15 protein-coding genes are annotated in these 19833 nt (G+C 63.5%); 9 read left to right on the plus strand and 6 right to left on the minus strand.

Annotated features, from left to right (window positions below; all coding sequences use genetic code 11):
- The first annotated feature begins 664 nt into the window (after window positions 1–664).
- The 5 genes from VXM67_RS20465 to VXM67_RS20485 all read left to right on the plus strand — a co-directional run bounded on the left by VXM67_RS20465 (window position 665) and on the right by VXM67_RS20485 (window position 7141).
- Window positions 665–2281, plus strand: a complete 1617-nt coding sequence (locus VXM67_RS20465) for an APC family permease (protein ID WP_023381780.1) — start codon at window positions 665–667, stop codon at window positions 2279–2281.
- 29 nt (window positions 2282–2310) lie between these two features.
- On the plus strand, window positions 2311–3237 hold the full coding sequence (locus VXM67_RS20470) for a 4-hydroxyproline epimerase (protein ID WP_367237345.1): 927 nt from the start codon (window positions 2311–2313) through the stop codon (window positions 3235–3237).
- A gap of 51 nt (window positions 3238–3288) precedes the next feature.
- A complete protein-coding gene (locus tag VXM67_RS20475) occupies window positions 3289–4236 on the plus strand; it encodes a dihydrodipicolinate synthase family protein (protein ID WP_023381782.1) in 948 nt (315 codons plus the stop codon).
- Between the two features lie 77 nt (window positions 4237–4313).
- On the plus strand, window positions 4314–5891 hold the full coding sequence (locus VXM67_RS20480; RefSeq protein ID WP_104881365.1) for an aldehyde dehydrogenase (NADP(+)): 1578 nt from the start codon (window positions 4314–4316) through the stop codon (window positions 5889–5891).
- 2 nt (window positions 5892–5893) lie between these two features.
- Entirely contained in the window at window positions 5894–7141 is a 1248-nt protein-coding gene (locus VXM67_RS20485; protein WP_104883384.1) for an FAD-dependent oxidoreductase, read from the plus strand.
- Between the two features lie 59 nt (window positions 7142–7200).
- Here the strand turns inward: VXM67_RS20485 and xenA are convergent, their stop codons facing one another.
- Entirely contained in the window at window positions 7201–8292 is a 1092-nt protein-coding gene (xenA, locus tag VXM67_RS20490; RefSeq protein ID WP_023381785.1) for a xenobiotic reductase XenA, read from the minus strand.
- 53 nt (window positions 8293–8345) lie between these two features.
- Here xenA and VXM67_RS20495 point away from each other — a divergent pair, with 53 nt between their 5' ends.
- Window positions 8346–8681 carry a helix-turn-helix transcriptional regulator gene (locus tag VXM67_RS20495; protein WP_023381786.1) on the plus strand — a complete coding sequence of 112 codons (336 nt, stop codon included), beginning with the start codon at window positions 8346–8348 and terminating at the stop codon, window positions 8679–8681.
- 137 nt (window positions 8682–8818) lie between these two features.
- Here the strand turns inward: VXM67_RS20495 and mqo are convergent, their stop codons facing one another.
- Window positions 8819–10456: a malate dehydrogenase (quinone) gene (gene mqo, locus VXM67_RS20500; protein ID WP_023381787.1), complete on the minus strand. Its 1638-nt coding sequence runs from the start codon at window positions 10454–10456 to the stop codon at window positions 8819–8821.
- 332 nt (window positions 10457–10788) lie between these two features.
- On the minus strand, window positions 10789–11307 hold the full coding sequence (locus VXM67_RS20505) for a carboxymuconolactone decarboxylase family protein (protein WP_023381788.1): 519 nt from the start codon (window positions 11305–11307) through the stop codon (window positions 10789–10791).
- Between the two features lie 129 nt (window positions 11308–11436).
- Between VXM67_RS20505 and VXM67_RS20510 the strand changes: the two genes are divergently transcribed.
- Entirely contained in the window at window positions 11437–12267 is an 831-nt protein-coding gene (locus VXM67_RS20510) for an AraC family transcriptional regulator (RefSeq protein WP_027907417.1), read from the plus strand.
- A 66-nt stretch (window positions 12268–12333) separates the two neighbouring features.
- Here VXM67_RS20510 and VXM67_RS20515 read toward each other — a convergent pair whose 3' ends face one another.
- From VXM67_RS20515 to VXM67_RS20525, 3 genes are all read right to left on the minus strand, one after another.
- The gene (locus VXM67_RS20515) at window positions 12334–13701 is read right to left on the minus strand and encodes an MFS transporter (RefSeq protein WP_023381790.1); all 1368 of its coding nucleotides are present in this window, start codon (window positions 13699–13701) and stop codon (window positions 12334–12336) included.
- Window positions 13702–13800: 99 nt separating this feature from the next.
- Window positions 13801–15384: an aldehyde dehydrogenase (NADP(+)) gene (locus VXM67_RS20520; protein ID WP_027907416.1), complete on the minus strand. Its 1584-nt coding sequence runs from the start codon at window positions 15382–15384 to the stop codon at window positions 13801–13803.
- A 101-nt stretch (window positions 15385–15485) separates the two neighbouring features.
- Window positions 15486–16430 carry a LysR family transcriptional regulator gene (locus VXM67_RS20525; RefSeq protein ID WP_027907415.1) on the minus strand — a complete coding sequence of 315 codons (945 nt, stop codon included), beginning with the start codon at window positions 16428–16430 and terminating at the stop codon, window positions 15486–15488.
- Between the two features lie 115 nt (window positions 16431–16545).
- On the opposite strand from VXM67_RS20525, the gene VXM67_RS20530 reads away from it, so the two are divergent.
- Both VXM67_RS20530 and VXM67_RS20535 read left to right on the plus strand, forming a co-directional pair.
- Entirely contained in the window at window positions 16546–17727 is a 1182-nt protein-coding gene (locus VXM67_RS20530; RefSeq protein ID WP_027907414.1) for a fumarylacetoacetate hydrolase family protein, read from the plus strand.
- A 274-nt stretch (window positions 17728–18001) separates the two neighbouring features.
- Complete coding sequence (locus VXM67_RS20535) at window positions 18002–19789, plus strand: IlvD/Edd family dehydratase (protein ID WP_027907413.1); 1788 nt, start codon at window positions 18002–18004, stop codon at window positions 19787–19789.
- Window positions 19790–19833 lie beyond the last annotated feature (44 nt).

Below are 19833 nucleotides of genomic sequence, written 5' to 3' on the forward strand. Positions count from 1 at the left end.
GCGAGCAAGGCTCGCTCCTACCCTCGTTGCGGGCCTGTTGGGCCTGTGACAGGCGCAGCAGATTGCCCTGTGCCACGCATGGAATCGGCACCGCCTGTGCGGTGCATCGCGAGCAAGGCTCGCTCCTACCCTCGTTGCGGGCCTGTTGGGCCTGTGACAGGCGCAGCAGATTGCCTTGTGCCACGCATGGAATCGGTACCGCTTGTGCGGTGCATCGCGAGCAAGGCTCGCTCCTACCCTCGTTGCGGGCCTGTTGGGCCTGTGACAGGCGCAGCAGATTGCCCTGTGCCACGCATGGAATCGGTACCGCCTGTGCGGTGCATCGCGAGCAAGGCTCGCTCCTACGCTCGTTACGGGCCTGTTGTGACTGTGACAGGCGCACATTGCCTTGTAGGAGCGAGCCTTGCTCGCGATGCGGTTGCGCTACAGCCAACACGCCACGATGCCTACAGCCTATCCAAGCGCACGAACGAATCGCCAGCGCTTTTCGCAATTGTGCCGATTTCGTCATCCACCCTGCAGAAAACCATCAAGAACCCATCCCCTCCCCCAGTCCACTCTATGCCCCACGCAAGCCGCACCACACCTACAAGAGCGCGGCCAGAAAAGCCGCACATCGTGACATCAGACCTGCCTATCCAATAACCAACAAAAAGGCGAACCCATGTCAGGCAAATTCAAGAAACAGCTGTCATTGCTCGACCTCACCTTCATCGGCCTTGGCGCCATCTTCGGTTCAGGCTGGCTGTTCGCCGCCAGCCACGTATCGGCCATCGCCGGTCCTGCCGGTATTTTCTCCTGGTTCCTCGGCGGGTTCGCCGTCTTGCTGCTGGGCATCGTCTACTGCGAACTGGGTGCCGCCCTGCCCCGCGCCGGAGGCGTTGTGCGCTACCCGGTTTACTCCCACGGCCCGTTGCTCGGCTACCTCATGGGGTTCATCACCCTGATCGCATTTTCCAGTCTCGTCGCCATCGAGGTGGTCGCCTCGCGTCAATACGCGGCAGCATGGTTTCCCGAACTGACCAAGACCGGCTCGAGCGACCCGACGCTCCTCGGTTGGTTGGTGCAGTTCGGCCTGCTCTGCGTGTTCTTCCTGCTCAACTACCGCAGCGTTAAGACCTTCGCCAAGGCCAACAATCTGGTCAGCGTGTTCAAGTTCATCGTGCCGTTGCTGGTGATCGGCGTGCTGTTCACCTTCTTCAAGCCAGCCAACTTCGAGGTCCAGGGCTTCGCCCCGTTCGGACTGTCGGGCGTGGAAATGGCAGTGTCCGCCGGTGGCATCATCTTCGCCTACCTGGGCCTGACGCCGATCATCTCGGTCGCGAGCGAAGTGAAGAACCCCCAGCGCACCATTCCCATCGCATTGATCCTGTCGGTGCTGCTGTCCACTGCGATCTACGTGCTGCTGCAACTGGCGTTCCTCGGCAGCATTCCGACCGAGATGCTGGCCAATGGCTGGGCCGGCGTGACCAAGGAACTGGCCCTGCCCTACCGTGATATCGCCCTGGCGCTGGGTGTGGGCTGGCTGGCCTACCTGGTGGTGGCCGACGCGGTGATCTCGCCCAGCGGCTGCGGCAACATCTACATGAACGCCACTCCACGCGTGGTCTATGGCTGGGCGCAGACTGGCACCTTCTTCAAGGTCTTCACCCGCATCGACGAACAGTCCGGCATCCCACGTCCTGCGCTGTGGCTTACCTTCGGCCTGTCGGTATTCTGGACCCTGCCGTTCCCATCCTGGGAAGCGCTGATCAACGTCGTCTCGGCCGCTCTGGTTCTGAGCTATGCCGTAGCTCCGGTCTCGGTCGCCGCCCTGCGCCGCAACGCCCCGGACATGCACCGTCCTTTCCGGGTCAAGGGCATGGGTGTGCTCGGCCCTCTGTCGTTCATCATCGCCGCGCTGATCGTCTACTGGTCGGGTTGGAAAACCGTGTCGTGGTTGCTGGCCCTGCAGATCGTGATGTTCGTGTTGTACCTGCTGTGCGGCCGCTTCGTGCCCACCCAGCATCTCTCGCTTGGCCAACAGGTGCGCTCGTCCGCCTGGCTGATCGGCTTCTACGCCGTGACCATCCTGCTGTCCTGGCTCGGCAGCTTCGGCGGACTGGGTGTCATCGGGCACCCGATGGACACCCTGGTCGTCGCCGCCTGCGCGCTGGGCATCTACCACTGGGGCGCCACGACCGGCGTGCCGGCCCACCTGGTGCGCCTGGACGGTGACGACGAAAGCGAAGCCAGCGCCGAACCGCACCCTGGCCACCGCCCTGTCGCGGTCGCCTCTTGAACCCTGGCCCTTCATCAATGGACACGACCATGAAACGCATCCATGTCATCGACTCCCATACCGGCGGCGAACCGACTCGCCTGGTGATCAATGGCTTCCCCTCGCTGAGTGGCCGCAGCATGGCCGAGCAACGCGACGAACTGCGCGAGCTGCATGACCATTGGCGCCGCGCCTGCCTGCTGGAACCACGCGGCAACGATGTGCTGGTCGGCGCGCTGTACTGCGAACCGGTATCGGCTGACGCCACCTGCGGGGTGATCTTCTTCAACAACGCCGGCTACCTGAACATGTGCGGCCACGGCACCATCGGCCTGGTCGCCTCGCTGCAGCACCTGGGGCTGATCGAACCCGGCATGCACAAGATCGACACCCCGGTCGGCCAGGTCAGCGCCACGTTGCACGAGGACGGCGCCGTGACCGTCGGCAACGTACCCGCTTACCGCTATCGCCGGCAGGTCGCAGTCGAAGTGCCCGGTTACGGCCTAGTGCACGGCGACATCGCCTGGGGCGGCAACTGGTTCTTCCTGGTGTCCGAGCACGGCCAACGCATCGAGCTGGATAACGTCGAGGCCCTGACCAACTACACCTGGACCCTGCTCAAGGCCCTGGAAGCGCGCGGTATCACCGGTGAAGACGGTGCGCCCATCGACCATGTGGAGTTGTTCGCCGACGACGCCAATGCCGACAGCCGCAACTTCGTGATGTGCCCCGGCAAAGCCTACGACCGCTCCCCTTGCGGCACCGGCACCAGCGCCAAACTGGCCTGCCTGGCCGCCGACGGCAAGCTCGCCGAAGGCCAGACCTGGACCCAGGCGAGCATCACCGGCAGCCAGTTCCAGGGCCGCTTCGAGCGTGAGGGCGAGCGCATCCGTCCGTTCATCACCGGTCGCGCCCACATGACCGCCGACGCCACCCTGCTGATCGACGAACAAGACCCTTTCGCCTGGGGCATCTGAACCGCCCCGGCTTCAACCCTCGACACCTGATTACCGCTAGGAGTGACTACCATGACCGACAACATCTTCACCGGCTGCATGCCTGCCCTGATGACCCCCTGCACCGCCGCGCGCAAACCGGATTTCGATGCGCTGGTGCGCAAGGGCCGCGAGCTGATCGAAGCCGGTATGAGCGCTGTGGTGTACTGCGGCTCGATGGGTGACTGGCCGCTGCTGACCGAGGCCGAGCGCCAGGAAGGCGTTGCGCGCCTGGTGGCGGCCGGCATCCCGACCATCGTCGGCACGGGTGCGGTGAATACCCGTGAAGCGGTGTCGCACGCCGCCCATGCCGCCAAGGTCGGTGCCGCCGGCCTGATGGTGATTCCACGGGTGCTGTCCCGTGGCGCCTCGCTGATCGCCCAGAAGCACCATTTCGCCGCCATTTTGCAGGCTGCGCCGAAACTGCCAGCGGTCATCTACAACAGCCCCTACTACGGCTTCGCCACCCGTGCCGACCTGTTCTTCGAACTGCGCCGCGAGTACCCGAACCTGATCGGCTTCAAGGAGTTCGGCGGCGGCGCCGACCTGCGCTACGCTGCCGAACACATCACCTCCAAGGACGACGACGTGACCCTGATGGTCGGTGTCGACACCCAAGTGGTACATGGCTTCGTCAACTGCAACGCCACGGGCGCCATCACCGGCATTGGCAATGCCTTGCCCCGCGAAGTGCTGCACTTGGTGAGCCTGAGCAAGCAGGCCGCCAAGGGCGACGCCAAGGCCCGTCGCCTGGCCCGTGAGCTGGAGTCGGCGCTGGCGGTACTGTCGTCGTTCGATGAAGGGTGCGACCTGGTGCTGTACTACAAGCACCTGATGGTGCTCAACGGCGACAGCGAATACACCCTGCACTTCAACGAAACCGACGTACTCACCGACGCCCAGCGCAACTATGCCGAACAACAATACGCGCTGTTCCGCCAGTGGTACGCCAACTGGTCGGCCGAACAGAACATTGCGTGACTCTAGGGGGGCTGCTGCGCAGCCCTTTCGCGGCGCATCGCGCCCCAAGCTCTGATTCAGATTTCGAAGGAAGCCCCATGCACCTGACAGGTAACCTGCTGATCGGTCAAAACGCCGTGACCGGCAGCCGCGAAGCGCTTCGCGCCATCGACCCTGCCACCAACCAGGCTCTGGAACCGGCGTATGCCGGCGGCACAGGCGAGCACGTGGCTCAAGCCTGTGCACTGGCCTGGGCAGCGTTCGACGATTATCGCGAAACCACGCTGGAACAACGCGCCCGCTTTCTCGAAACCATCGCCGAGCAGATCGAAGCATTGGGCGATGCCCTGATCGACCGCGCCGTCGCCGAGACGGGCTTGCCCAAGGCGCGCATCCAGGGCGAACGCAGTCGAACCTGCACCCAACTGCGCACCTTTGCCCGGGTCATACGATCAGGTGAATGGCTGGACGTGCGTGTCGACAACGCCCTGCCCGAGCGCCAGCCATTGCCACGCCCCGACCTGCGCCAGCGCCAGGTCGCCCTGGGCCCGGTGGCGGTGTTCGGCGCCAGCAACTTCCCGCTGGCCTTCTCGGTTGCCGGTGGCGACACCGCCTCGGCACTGGCCGCTGGTTGCCCAGTCGTGGTCAAGGCCCACAGCGCCCACCCTGGTACCAGCGAGCTGGTCGGCCATGCCGTGGCCCGCGCCGTGAAACACTGCGGCTTGCCCGAGGGCGTGTTCTCGCTGTTGTACGGGGCAGGCCGTGAAGTCGGCATCGCCCTGGTCAGCGACCCGCGTATCAAGGCTGTCGGCTTCACCGGCTCGCGCAGCGGTGGCATCGCTTTGTGCCAGGCTGCCCAGGCGCGCTCGGAACCTATCCCCGTCTATGCGGAAATGAGCTCGATCAACCCGGTGTTCCTGTTCGAAGCCGCGCTGCAAGCCCGTGGCGAGGCACTGGCCCAAGGCTTCGTCGCCTCGTTGATCCAAGGCGCGGGCCAGTTCTGCACTAACCCCGGCCTAGTGATCGCTCGCCAGGGGCAGGCCCTGCAACGCTTCATCCAGGCAGCCAGCGAGCAGCTCCGGCAGGCGGACGCACAGACCATGCTCGCCCCTGGCATCTTCGCCGCCTATGAAGCCGGCGTCGGCGCCCTGGCCGCGAACGCCAATGCCCAGCATGCGGCCAGCGGCAAGCCGCACACTGGCCCGAACCAGTGCCAGGCGCAGCTGTTCATCACCCAGGCCAGTGCATTGCTTGCCGACCCGGCGTTGCAGGCAGAAGTGTTCGGCGCGGCTTCGTTGGTGGTGGCCTGCGACAATGACGAGCAGATGCGCCAAGTTGCCGAACACCTGGAGGGCCAACTCACCGCCACGCTGCACCTGGACGATGCCGATATCGGCCGCGCACGTGCCCTGCTGCCGACACTTGAACGCAAGGCCGGGCGCATTCTGGTCAACGGCTGGCCGACCGGCGTCGAAGTGTGCGATGCCATGGTCCATGGCGGGCCGTTCCCGGCCACATCCGATGCACGCAGCACCTCGGTCGGTACTGCGGCGATCCTGCGCTTCCTGCGCCCGGTGTGCTACCAGGGCATGCCTGATGCACTGCTGCCGCCGGCACTCAAGCACGACAATCCGTTGCAGTTGCGCCGCCTGCTCGACGGTAGACGGGAAAGCTAGCCATGGTCGAAACCCTTGAAACCGATATCGCCGTGGTTGGCGCCGGCATCGTCGGAGTCGCCTGTGCCCTGCAACTGGCCCGACAAGGCCGCCGCGTGCTGCTGATCGACCGTCAGCAACCAGGCCTTGGCGCCTCCTACGGCAATGCCGGACACCTGGCGACCGAGCAGGTGTTCCCTATCGCCGACCTGTCGATACTCAAGCGCCTGCCCCGCATGCTGTTGGACCCGATGGGCCCGTTGCGGCTGGACTGGAAGTACCTGCCAAAGGCCTTACCCTGGTTCACCCGCCTGCTGCTCAACCTGCGGCCGGCACCGTTCCAACGCAGTGTGGCCGGCATCCGGGCGCTGAACGAAGCCAGCCTGGGGGCATGGCAGCGGTTGCTGGGGTCGATCGGGCGCAACGACCTTTTCAAGGAAGATGGCTCGTTGCTGGTGTTCGAGCGACCGGAAACGCGGCAGGCGCTCGATGCCCTGCAGGCGCGCATGCGTGAGCAGGCCGTGCCGGTGGAATACTGGTCCGGTTCTGCTGTTCAGACGGCGGCGCCGCAGCTCAATGCGCAGATCCAGGGCGGCTTGTTCTTCCCCCGTACCGGGCATTTCCTGGACCCTCACCGCGTGGTCGCCGAGCTGTTCGACGCTGCACGATCCTGTGGCATGCAGTTCGCTCGCCATGAAGTCGTGGGAGCCACACTGGAAGCGCATGGCGTGACCTTGGCCACCGCCCAACGTCAGCTCAAGGCGCGCCAGGTGCTGATCGCCTGTGGTGCCCATTCGGCGAAACTCACCAGCGCTCTGACCGGCAAACCGGTGCCGTTGGACACCGAGCGCGGCTACCACCTGATGTTGCCTGACGAGCAGCAGCGGTTGCCGTTCGCCGTCACCTCGTTCGAACGCAAGTTCATCATGACGCCCATGGCCGAGGGCCTGCGCCTGGCCGGCACGGTGGAATTCGCCGGGCTCGACGCGCCGCCGAGCATGCAGCGTGCCTGGCAGTTGCACCGTTTGAGCAAAGGGTTGTTCCGGCGAGACCTGAGCATCGAGGGGGCCACGCCATGGATGGGCTTCAGGCCATCATTGCCGGACTCGTTGCCGGTGATCGACCAGGTGTGCGAAGGACGGGTGATATTGGCGTTCGGGCATCAGCATCTGGGGCTGACCCAAGCGGCGGTGACGGCGCAATGGATTGCGCAAATGGTGGCGGGTAAGAGGGGATCGCAGATGGAGGCTTACCGGCTGGACCGGTTCTGATCCCCATTGCAAAGGCCGCGTCCACCTGTGGAAGCGGCCTTGCGTCGCGAAAGGGCCGCTCAGCGATAGCGCTCGAGCCAGTGTGCATATGGCGCTGGCAAGGTCCACGAGGCTTTATCGACCCCCAGTTCCTTGGCCGCGAAATACGCCCAATGCGGGTCCGCCAAATGGGCGCGGCCCACCGACACCAGGTCGAGCTGATCGGCCTTCAGTGCCCCTTCCGCCAACTGTGGCGTACCGAAGCCCCACGCCGAAGTCACCGGCAGACCCGCCTCACGGCGCACACGCTGGGCAATCGGCCCCATGAAGGCGGGCCCCCACGGAATGTGGGTGTCGGGAATGGTGAAACCGACGCTGACACTCAGCAGGTCCAGGCCACCCGCCTTGAAACGGCGCGCCAGCTCGATCGACTCTTCAAGGGTCTGCTCGTCGCGACCGTCATATTCCAGCACACCAAAACGCGCGGTCAGCGGCAGGTGCTCTGGCCACACTTCGCGCACGGCGGCGAGGGTTTCCAGCAGAAAGCGGCTGCGGTTCTCGAAGCTTCCACCATAGGCATCGGTCCGCCGGTTGGAATGCTCGGAGAAGAAGCTCTGGCCCAGGTAGCCATGGGCGAAGTGCAGTTCGATCCACTCAAACCCAGCATCGCGGGCACGGCGGGCGGCGTCGACGAAGTCCTGCTTGACCCGTGCGATATCCTCCAGGGTCATCGCACGGGGTACTTTCGGCAAGTGGGCACCGAAGGCGATGGCCGAAGGGGCGATGGTGTCCCAGCCTCGGGCGTCGTCGGCAGCGATATGGTCATCGCCCTCCCAGGGGCGGTTGGCACTGGCCTTGCGGCCGGCGTGGGCGATCTGGATGCCCGGCACCGAGCCTGCGGCCTTGATCGCCTTCACCACCGGGACGAAAGCTTCGGCATGCGCATCGCTCCAGATGCCCGCGCAACCGGGGGTGATGCGCCCTTCTGGCGATACTGCCGTGGCCTCGACCACCAGCAGGCCAGCACCACCCCGGGCAAGACCTGCCAAGTGCACATGGTGCCAGTCATTGATCATGCCGTCCTCGGCCATGTATTGGCACATCGGCGGGATCGCGATGCGGTTACGCAGGGTGACATCCTTGAGGGTATAGGGTTCGAACAGCGCGGACATGGACAGACTCCAAGGGTTAACGACATTTACGATAGTTCGATCATATTCGAACTATGGCAATTTGTGAAACCCCCGTTATCATGGCGACCATGCGAGCCTACAAACATCCCAACCCCGAAGACCTCATCCTGGAGCGCGTGCTCTACGCCCTGAGCGACCCTGTGCGCATGGAGATCGTGCGCCATCTGGCAGGCGTGGCCGAGGCCAGTTGTGGCGAGCTGGACGGCGGTCGGCCAAAATCCAGCATGTCCCATCACTTCCGGGTATTGAGGGATGCGGGGCTGGTGCATACGCGCAACGTCGGCACCACGCACATGAATTCACTGCGTAGCGAAATGCTCGATGAGCGCTTCCCTGGCTTGCTGGGGTGCATCCTGCGGCAGGTGTAGAGAACGAACGAGCTTCTCGGTGCCCGCACCGGCCCTTTCGCGGGTGAACTCGCGTCTGCAGGCTCCATCACTGCCTACCCAAGCCAAAAAAAAGCCACGAGGTCACCCCCCGTGGCTTTCGTTCACGACGCTGCCGCTTACAGCGCCATGTCGTTCTCGGGCTTACTTTCCAGCGGCTGGCTCACACCGGTGCTGGTACCGACGCTCTGGTCGATCACCGGCGGTTTCTCCAGTTGCAGCACTTCAGCGGTGTAGTTCCACTCTTTCTGAGTAGCCGCCGCCGAATCGTTCAACTTGGTGCCGTAGCTCGGGATGATCTGCTTGATCTTGGCCTGCCACTCAGGGGTCGCGACCTTCTCCTTGAACACGGTTTCAAGCACATGCAGCATGATCGGCGCTGCAGTCGAGGCGCCTGGCGAGGCACCCAGCAGGCCAGCGATGGTGCGGTCTTGCGAGGCAACCACTTCGGTACCCAGCTTCAGCACGCCGCCTTGGGCTTCGTCACGCTTGATGATCTGCACGCGCTGACCAGCCTGCCAAAGTTTCCAGTCTTCTTTCTTAGCGTTCGGGAAGTAGGTGCGCAGGGCTTCGAAGCGGTCGTCGTCAGACTGCATCAACTGACCGGCGAGGTATTCCACCAGCGGGTACTGGTCGATACCCACCTTGGCCATCGGCCATACGTTGTGGGTGGTGGTGCTGCTCAGCAGGTCCAGGTACGAGCCGTTCTTCAGGAACTTGGTCGAGAAGGTAGCGAATGGCCCGAACAGGATCACGCGCTTGCCGTCCAGTACGCGGGTGTCCAGGTGCGGAACCGACATGGGCGGCGCGCCGGTCGAGGCGATGCCATAGGCCTTGGCCATGTGCTGCATGGCCACGGTCGGGTTCTCGGTGACCAGGAACGAGCCACCCACTGGGAAGCCTGCGTACTCCTTGGCTTCAGGAATGCCCGACTTCTGCAGCAGCTTCAGCGCGCCGCCACCGGCGCCGATGAACAGGAACTTGGCATCGGTAGCCGACTCGGTACCGTCCTTCAGGTTCTTGTACTCGACGTGCCACGAGCCGTCTTCGTTGCGGGTGATGTCCTGCACTTCGGTGGACAGTTTCAGGTCGAACTTGTCCTGGGTCTTGAGGTGACCGACGAACTGGCGGGTGATCTCGCCGAAGTTGACGTCGGTACCGATGGGGGTCCAGGTCACGGCCAGCTTCTGGTTCGGGTCGCGGCCTTCCATCATCAGCGGGACCCACTTGGCGATCTGCGCGTGGTCCTCGGAATACTGCATCGGGCGGAACAGCGGGCTCGCCTGCAGCGCGTCATAGCGCTTCTTCAGGAACTTGATGTTGTCGTCGCCCCACACGAAGCTCATGTGCGGGGTGGTGTTGATGAACGAGTGCGGGTTCTTCAACACGCCCTGGCGTACCTGCCAGGCCCAGAACTGACGCGAGATCTGGAAGGCTTCGTTGATTTCGATGGCCTTGGAGATGTTGACGTTGCCGTCTTTGTCTTCCGGCGTGTAGTTCAGTTCGGCCAGCGCGGAGTGGCCGGTACCGGCGTTGTTCCAGCCGTTGGAGCTTTCTTCGGCGACGCCGTCCAGGCGCTCGACCATTTCCATCGACCAGCTTGGCTCCAGCTCGTGCAGCCACACGGCCAGGGTGGAGCTCATGATGCCGCCGCCGACCAGCAGCACATCGACTTTCTTGGTTTCTTCGGCGTGCGCTTGCATGAAGCTTGCAGCGACAGCCAGACCCAGCAAGGTCTTGCCAGCTTTCTTGAACATTGATCAATTCCAGTCAGTAGAACGAAGGGGGTCTGTGGCTAACCCGGGTATTGCTTGTTCTTCAGCGCAGGCTTGTTGTTGATCATTGTTCAGCAGCCAGAGAACCAGAAAACGACCCAGCCTTTTGTCGTATTGACCGACATGGCTGAATCGTTTCGCCGATTGTATCTGAAATGCCAGCACAAACAAATTGCAGGGCCCAGCGTCAAGGCGACAGGATGTCTCAGTGGACATCCACCGCTTGCGCCTGATTCCCCCCCAGGATATCCGGTCCCCCTGGTAAGGCGCAGTGGGTTTCCCCCCGACTTCTGGGCGCTTTGCCAGCGTACCTCCTAGTGTCCCGACGGCGGGAAGTCGATCTCGGTAGTGGCGATGTTGTTCAGGTAGTTGGTCAGGGTCAACAACGTGACCTGTGCCACCACCTCCACGATCTTGCCATCGTCAAGACCGGCCTCGCGTGCCGCAGCGATCTGCTCGTCGCTCAATTGGCCTCGGCTCTCGGTGATCTGGTGAGCCAGCGCTGCAACTGCGCTGAGTGTGCCGCTGCGGGCTTGGCCAATGGCCTCATCGCTCAGACCAGCCTTGGCACCAAAGAAGGCGTGTGCAGCCAGGCAGTAGTCGCAACCATTGATTTGCGAGGTGGCAAGGGCAACGACTTCACGCTCGGCGGCGCTCAGTGAGCTCTTGCCCAAGGCTTGGGCGAGGCCCAGGTAGCCCGTGAGCGCAGCCGGGGAGTGAGCCAGGGTCTTGAAGGCGTTGGGAATGAAGCCGAGACCTTTTTGAATGCCTTCGAGGGCTGTGCGCGAGCCAGCAGGAGCGTGGTCCAGCGAGAGAGCAGCGATACGCGTCATGGTAGTTCTCCAGTAGGTTGATTAGCCAGCTTGTCGATCAAGCCTGGAGCCAATCTTAGGGAGGTGGACTATCCTTTCGGATTCAGATCGTCGAATATTTGCAACAGATCGTCTAAATTCGAGTGCGCCATGGACCGATTATCGACACTGCTCAAGCACTTCAACCTGCACGCGTCCACCTTCCACCAGGGTGGTTTCTGTGGAACGACCGGCTTTGATGGGCAACACAGTCTCGGCCACGCACATCTGCTGCGTTCAGGGCGTCTGGCCTTCAGCGGCGCGCGCGGCCAGCTCACCGAGCTGACCGAACCCAGCCTGATTCTGGCGGTGCGGCCGCAGGCGCATCAGCTGCTGGCCAGCGAGGCAGATGAAGCAGAATTGGTGTGCGCTACCTTGCAGTTCGATGGCGGGGCCAATAATCCGCTGACCCTGGCTTTGCCGGACTTCATCATCAAGCCACTGCGCGAATTGCAGGGCCTCGATGGCACCCTCGACTGGTTGTTCGAAGAGGCCTTCGGCGACGAATGTGGACGGGATGTCATCCTCAATCGGCTGTTCGAGCTGATGGTGATCCAGCTACTTCGCCATCTGATCGCCAGCCGCAGCATTGCCTCGGGGATGATGGCCGGGTTGGCCAATGCTCAGCTGTCCCGCGCGCTGGTGAGTATCCACAACGAGCCACAGCGCAATTGGTCCGTGGCGCAGCTGGCTGATCGCTCAGGCATGTCACGCGCAAGCTTTGCTACGCACTTTCGCGACACCGTGGGTGTCACCCCCGCGGATTACCTGGCGAACTGGCGAATCAGCCTGACGCAAAAGCGCCTGCGCGAAGGCCGCCCCATCGCCCTGATTGCCGATGAGGTCGGCTACGAAAGTCCGTCAGCGCTGGCCCGCACCTTTCGCCGAAAGGTAGGCACGAGCCCAAGGGAATGGCTGCAGCAGATCACGCAAGACGCCTAGCCGAACGCTTTCCCCATTGCGTAAGCATCAACAGCACCGGCCTCGGCGTCCTGGTATGCAAGGTGCTCATGCCATCTCCGGCTCCATTTGCGTACGTCGCTCGACGCCGGACCGCTTCAGCATTGCAGCAGGTATCGCCAGGATGAGCATGCCACTGATGAATAGGCACAAGCCCAGCACGTAGGTGCCGTTGTTGATATTGCCAGTGAGGTTCTCCGCCACTGCCGTGATCATCGAGCCGGTGAAGCCGGACAAGTTGCCAATCGCGTTGATCATGCCAATGCCCGCCGCCGCCGCGACTCCCGACAACACGGTGCCTGGCAGCGTCCAGAAGATCGGCATCAGGCTCAGCACACCAGAAGCGGCAACCGTGAGGAAAACAATCGACAGCATGACGTTATCTGCGAACGCGGCGCTGAGCATCAAACCACAGCCGCCGATGAACGCAGGTATCGCTGCATGCCAGCGGCGCTCGCCCGTACGGTTGGAATGGCGCGCATTCAGGAACATCGCAATGACCGCCACGCTGTAAGGAATGGCGGTCAACAAGCCGATCTCCAGGCTGCTGGTCACGCCCGCGCTCTTGATGATCGACGGCATCCAGAAGGCCAAGCCATAGAAACCGGTATTGAACGTCAGGAGGATCAAGACCAGCAACCAGACTCGCGGGTTGAAGAATACATCGCCCAACCGCGAGACCTTACCGTGTTCCTCCTGTTGCAGGTTGGCCTTGAGCAATTGCTTTTGCGCATCCGACAGCCAACCAGCCTTGTCGATGTTGTCGCACAGGCAGGTGAACACCACCACGGCCATGATCACCGAGGGCAAGCCTTCGATCAGCAGCATCCATTGCCACCCCGCCAGGTCATGCCAACCATCCATTCGGGTCATCAGCCAACCCGACAGCATGCCGCCGAGGGTGAGGCTGACAGGCATCGCCATCAAAAAGCCCGACATGACTCGGCTTTGCCGATGAGTCGGGAACCAGTAGTTGAGGTACAGGATTACTCCAGGGAAAAAACCAGCCTCGCAAATACCCAGCAGAAAGCGCAGCACATAGAACATGGTGCTGGACTCGACGTGGAAAAACCCTGCCAACGGCTGGGTGAACGCGACGGCCATCGAAATGATCGCCCAACTCAGCATGATCCGCGCGATCCAGAAGCGCGCGCCGTAGCGATGCAACAGCAGGTTGCTCGGTACCTCGAACAGGAAATAGCCCCAGAAGAACACGCTCGCGCCCAGGGCGTACACGGTGTTGCTGAACTGCAGGTCATCGAGCATGCTCAGTTTGGCAAAGCCGATGTTGACCCGGTCCAGGTAGGCTGCGATGTAGCACAGCAACAGGACTGGCAGGATACGCAAGATGACCTTGCGGTAGGTGCGATCTTCGAACGCCTGATCGGGGGCGGGGGCGACATTGTGTTGAGCCATGGCCAAGCCTCTTGGCATGTCGTGCATGCCTGTTGTTGTTATCGAATGAGCACCGGGTACGACCGCACCCGGTGGTATTGCGCCTATCGGTAGCAGTGTTCAGCGAATCGGTTCACGGGTGGGCTGGCCGTCGACCAATCTCAGCAGCCCCAGGGGGTTGGCGTCGCGCAGTGCCTCGGGAAGCAGTGCATCAGGGAAGTTCTGGTAGCACACCGGACGCAGGAAGCGGTCGATCGCCAGCGTGCCGACAGAGGTGCCACGGCTGTCCGAGGTGGCCGGATACGGGCCACCATGAACCATCGCGTCACTGACTTCGACGCCAGTCGGGTAACCGTTGACCAGCACCCGGCCAACCTTCTGTTCGAGCACCGCCACCCAAGGCGCGGCCTGCGCCAGGTCGCCGGGTTCGCCAATCAGCGTGGCGGTCAGTTGGCCGCCAAGCGCGTGCAACGCGGCAACAAGCTGGTCCTGGTCAGCCAGTTCAACCACCACCGTGGCCGGGCCGAAGATCTCTTCTTGCAGCAGCGGCTCCCCCTCCAGCAACAAGTGCGCATCGGCCTGGAACAGCTGAGGCCAGGCCTGGTTACCCTGCTGCTCGGCCCCTGCAAGAAGGCGGATGCCGGCCCGCGCCTTGAGGGTGTCTACCCCCCGGGCGTAGCTGGCCAGGGTGTCGGCGTTGAGCATGGTTTGCGGCGCCTGCTCGGCCATCTGTGCGCACAGGTGCTCGACGAAGGCGCTGAATTGCGCTGAGCGTACCCCCAGCACCAAGCCTGGGTTGGTGCAGAACTGTCCACATCCCAATACCACCGAAGCGGTCAGTTCACGTGCCACGGCCTCGCCGCGAACGGCCAGCGCCTGGGGCAGCACCAGCACCGGGTTGATGCTGCTCATTTCGGCGAATACCGGAATCGGTCGAGGTCGCGCCGCCGCCATATCGCACAAGGCACGCCCCCCCTTGAGCGAACCGGTGAAGCCGACGGCCTGAATGTCAGGGTGCTTGACCAACGCCTCGCCGACCCTGCCGCCAAACACCATGTTGAATACACCCGCCGGCATGGCGCAGCGTTCAGCAGCGCCGACGATCGCCTCGGCGACCCACTGCGCCGTGGCCATGTGGCCGCTGTGTGCCTTGAACACCACGGGGCAGCCGGCGGCCAACGCTGCGGCGGTATCGCCACCGGCCGTCGAGAATGCCAGGGGGAAGTTGCTGGCGCCAAAGACGGCGACCGGCCCCAGGCCTATGCGGCATTGGCGGATGTCCAGGCGAGGCACTGGCTGACGCTCGGGCTGTGCACGATCGATGCGAGCGCCGGTGAAATCACCTCGTCGCAGTACGGTGGCGAACAGCCTCAGCTGGCCGCTGGTCCGCACCCTCTCGCCCTGGATACGCGCGGGGGGCAAGGCCGTTTCACGGCATACGGTTTCGATGAAGTCATCACCCAAGCCATCCAGGGCGTCGGCGATCGCATCGAGGAACTCGGCCCGGCGCGCGGCGGACAGTGCCCGGTAGACCGGATAGGCTGCAGCTGCCGCACGGGCAGCGGCGTCCACCTCCTGTTCCGTGGCTTGATGAAAGGCGTCGGGCAGTGCCTGTCCGGTGCGCGCATCGATGCTGTAAAGGGTCGCCTGGCCAGTAGCGCGGCGGCCCCCACCGATGAATTGTTGGCCTGCGTGTGACGTCATGGGTGATTCCTCGGCGTTACGAAAGACATGGGGCGCTAATCTAGGCGGCTCTGCGATTCTTGCCCAATGGCTTTTAGGGATCATCCGATAACGGAACGTTATCAATCCTCCGAAACACGACGCGCATGCGTCAGGAGGATCTCGGCAAATTCCAAGGCCGCGCCGCTCAAGGGCTCACCCTTGCGGGTGAGAATGCCGTAGTCCTGGGGTGTGAGGTGCAGTGGCGTGTCCAGATTGACCAGCACGCCACTGGCCAGGTGCGGCTCGACCATCGCCTGGGGCAACATGCCGATCATGGGCCCGCCCAGTAGCACCTTGAGGAAGGTCTGCATGGAAATGGTATCGATGGTGTTGCGCGGCACGGCAACGCCCGCCTCGGCGAAGGCCCGCTCCATGCGTCCGCGGATGGGCGTGCCCTTGGGGTAGAGAATCCACGGCCACTCCAGCAATTGTGGCAAGGTCACCGGCCCAACATTGCTCAAAGGGTGCTGGTCGTTGACCACGAAGCAGAAGGGCTCCGGCGCCAGCGGCTGGAAGTCGAAGCGCTGGCGCTGGGACACGTCGGTAAAGCGGGCCACAGCCAGGTGCAGGATCTTGTCTTCGAGCATGGCCATCAGGTGATCGCTGGTTTGCTCCACCACCTCGATCGACAGCAATGGCTTGCGCTGCTTGATCTCGACGATGGCATCCGGCAACGCCACGGCGGTGGCCGCGAAAATGCCACCCACCTTCAAGTGGCCGTGCCCACCCTGGCGCAGGCTGTCGATCTGATCGACGAAGTTGCGCGCATCGTTCAATGCGACCTGGGCATAGCGCAATACCTGCTCGCCCAATGCGGTGGGCGGCATGCTGCGCGGCAGGCGGTCGAACAGGGCGAAACCGAGCAGGTTTTCGATTTCCTTGAGCATCTTGCTGATCGCCGGCTGGGTAAGGTTCATCTGCTGCGCCGCCAAGTGCATGTTGTGGGTGCGCCCAAGGGTGTCGATGAGCAACAGGTGGCGGAACTTGAGCCAGTTGCAGACGTGGGAGAAAGACAGGTCCGACATGTGATCCACCTTTGTTGCAATAACCATATGTTATCGAATAGTGAAAAGATGCCATTGGAGTTTATCGCGCGGCTTGCCTAGCGTGCAGCTTTCCTGTTCCAAGAGATTTGATGCCATGCCGATAACCCTCACGCCCGCCAACACCCTGCCCGAGGATGGCCTGACCGGCACCCTGATCGGTCGCGCCTGGACCCCCGGCGAACCTGGGGGCCCTTCGCTGATCACCCTGCGAGCCGATGGCGTGTTCGATCTCTCCGAGCGCTTCGCCACCCTCAGCCAGCTACTCGAAAGCCAAGACCCCGTGCAGGCAGTGCGCAGCACCCCAGGCCGCTTCCTGGGCAGCGTAGAGGACTTGCTGGGCAACAGCGGCGAAGCGTTCGACGCCGACCTGCCCTATCTGCTCGCGCCGGTCGACCTGCAGGTGATCAAAGCAGCGGGCGTGACCTTCGCCGCCAGCATGATCGAGCGGGTGATCGAGGAGCAGGCTGGTGGCGATGCCAGCAAGGCGGAGTCCGTGCGCGCCACGGTGCGCTCGGTGATCGGCGACAACCTGCGCGCAGTGCGCCCTGGTTCTCAACAGGCCATGGCGCTCAAGGCACTGCTGATCGAACAGGGCATGTGGTCGCAGTATCTGGAGGTCGGCATCGGCCCGGATGCCGAGGTGTTCACCAAGGCCCCGGTGTTGGCGGCGGTCGGCAGTGGCAGCGCCATCGGCGTGCATCCGCATTCGGCCTGGAACAACCCCGAGCCTGAGGTGGTGCTTGCAGTGGACAGCCGCGGTCGCATCCACGGCGCGACCCTGGGCAATGACGTCAACCTGCGCGACTTCGAGGGGCGCAGCGCGCTGCTGCTGAGCAAGGCCAAGGACAACAACGCCTCCTGCGCGGTCGGCCCGTTCATTCGACTGTTTGACGAGACCTTCGACCTGGACGCGGTGCGCCGCTGCGTGATCGACCTGGAAGTCGTAGGCACCGACGGTTACCGCCTGATCGGCAGCAGCTCGATGGATCAGATCAGTCGCGACCCAGAGGATCTGGTCCGGCAGACGCTCAATGAAAACCACCAGTACCCCGACGGTTTCCTACTGTTCCTCGGCACCCTGTTCGCCCCGACCGAGGATCGCGACCTGCCTGGTGCGGGGTTCACCCACAAGCCTGGCGACCAGGTGCGCATCGCCAGCCCCTTGCTGGGCCAGTTGCACAACCAGGTGACCACGAGTGACAAGGCCCACCCCTGGACCTTCGGCCTCGGCGCGATGATGCGCAACCTGGCCGCCCGAGGGCTGCTGCAACACTGACGCAACGGGCACCCCTGGCACATGAAATCGGCGCCATGCGCTCCGGCGGCCTGGCGCCGATCCTGGGTATCTTCTGGTCGGCCTGACCGGTGGGGCCTACTGGGTGCTGACGCTCTATACACTGGCGCTGTCTGAGCTAGCCCTGATCGGCACCTGGCTGTCGACCGAAACCCGTGATAACGCGATTGGCAGCACCGTCTCAGGGGTGCCCAGCCTTGCCCAGGCCAGCGTGTTGCAACGCCGACCGGTGCCCATAAATACAAGAGAGAATGACATGACCGATACCCTGAAACGCCCGTTGCGCAGCCAGCAATGGTTCGACGACCCGAGCCACGCCGACATGACCGCGCTGTACGTCGAGCGCTACATGAACTACGGCCTGACCCGCGACGAACTGCAATCCGGGCGGCCGATCATCGGCATCGCCCAGACCGGCAGCGACCTGACGCCTTGCAACCGCCACCACCTGGAACTGGCCCAACGGGTCAAGGCGGGGATTCGCGATGCTGGAGGGATCCCCATGGAGTTTCCGGTGCACCCGATCGCCGAGCAGAGCCGCCGACCAACCGCCGCGCTGGACCGTAATCTCGCCTACCTGGGCCTGGTGGAAATCCTCCACGGCTACCCGCTGGATGGCGTCGTGCTGACCACCGGCTGCGACAAGACCACACCGGCCTGCCTGATGGCCGCTGCCACCACGGACATGCCAGCCATCGTGCTCTCCGGTGGGCCTATGCTCGATGGCCACCACAAGGGCCAGCTGATCGGGTCGGGCACGGTGTTGTGGCATGCGCGCAACCTGATGGCCGCGGGCGAAATCGACTACGAAGGCTTCATGGAGATGACCACCGCCGCCTCGCCGTCGGTTGGCCACTGCAACACCATGGGCACAGCACTGTCGATGAACGCCCTGGCCGAGGCACTGGGCATGTCGCTGCCAGGCTGTGCAAGCATCCCCGCGCCCTACCGCGAACGCGGGCAGATGGCCTATGCCACCGGCCGACGCATCTGCGAGCTGGTGATGCAGGACGTACGCCCGTCGTCGATCATGACCCGCGAGGCGTTCGAGAATGCCATTGCCGTGGCTTCGGCCCTGGGCGCTTCGAGCAACTGTCCGCCGCACCTGATCGCTATCGCCCGGCACATGGGGATCGAGCTGTCGCTGGACGACTGGCAGCGCATCGGAGAGGACGTGCCGCTGCTGGTCAACTGCATGCCGGCGGGCAAATACCTGGGTGAAGGCTTCCACCGCGCGGGCGGCGTACCGGCGGTGATGCACGAACTGCGCAAGGCCGGCCGTCTGCACGAGGCATGCGCGACAGTCAGCGGCAAGACCATCGGCGAGGTGGTTCGCGATGCAGTCACCAGCAATCGCGAAGTCATTCTCCCGTTCGATGCCCCGCTCAAGCACAACGCCGGATTCATCGTGCTCAGCGGCAACTTCTTCGACAGTGCGATCATGAAGATGTCGGTCGTCGGTGAAGCCTTCCGCAAGACCTATCTGGCCGAACCCGGCAAGGAGAACAGCTTCGAGGCCAGGGCCATCGTGTTCGAGGGGCCAGAGGACTACCACGCCCGCATCGACGACCCTGAACTGGACATCGACGAGCGTTGCATTCTGGTGATTCGTGGCGCCGGCACCGTGGGTTACCCAGGCAGCGCCGAGGTGGTCAACATGGCGCCACCTGCCGCGCTGATCAAGAAAGGCATCGACTCGCTGCCGTGTCTGGGGGATGGACGCCAGAGCGGTACGTCGGCCAGCCCTTCGATCCTCAACATGTCACCGGAGGCAGCCGTCGGCGGTGGCCTGGCGCTGCTGCAGACCAACGACTGGCTACGGGTGGACCTCAACCAGCGGCGCGTCGACCTTCTGGTGGACGACGAAGAGGTGGCACGCCGGCGTGCAGCCTGGACGCCGAACATCCCTGCCTCGCAGACACCATGGCAGGAGCTCTATCGCCAACTCGTTGGGCAGTTGTCCACCGGCGGCTGCCTGGAGCCGGCGACGCTGCACATGCGTGTGATCGCCAGGACGGGCGGAGTGCCACGGCATTCTCATTGAAGATCCTGGAAAGGGCTCCCACGGTGAACCTGTGGGAGCTGGCG

The organism is Pseudomonas sp. Rh2 (assembly GCF_040762985.1).
Lineage (GTDB): Bacteria > Pseudomonadota > Gammaproteobacteria > Pseudomonadales > Pseudomonadaceae > Aquipseudomonas > Aquipseudomonas taiwanensis.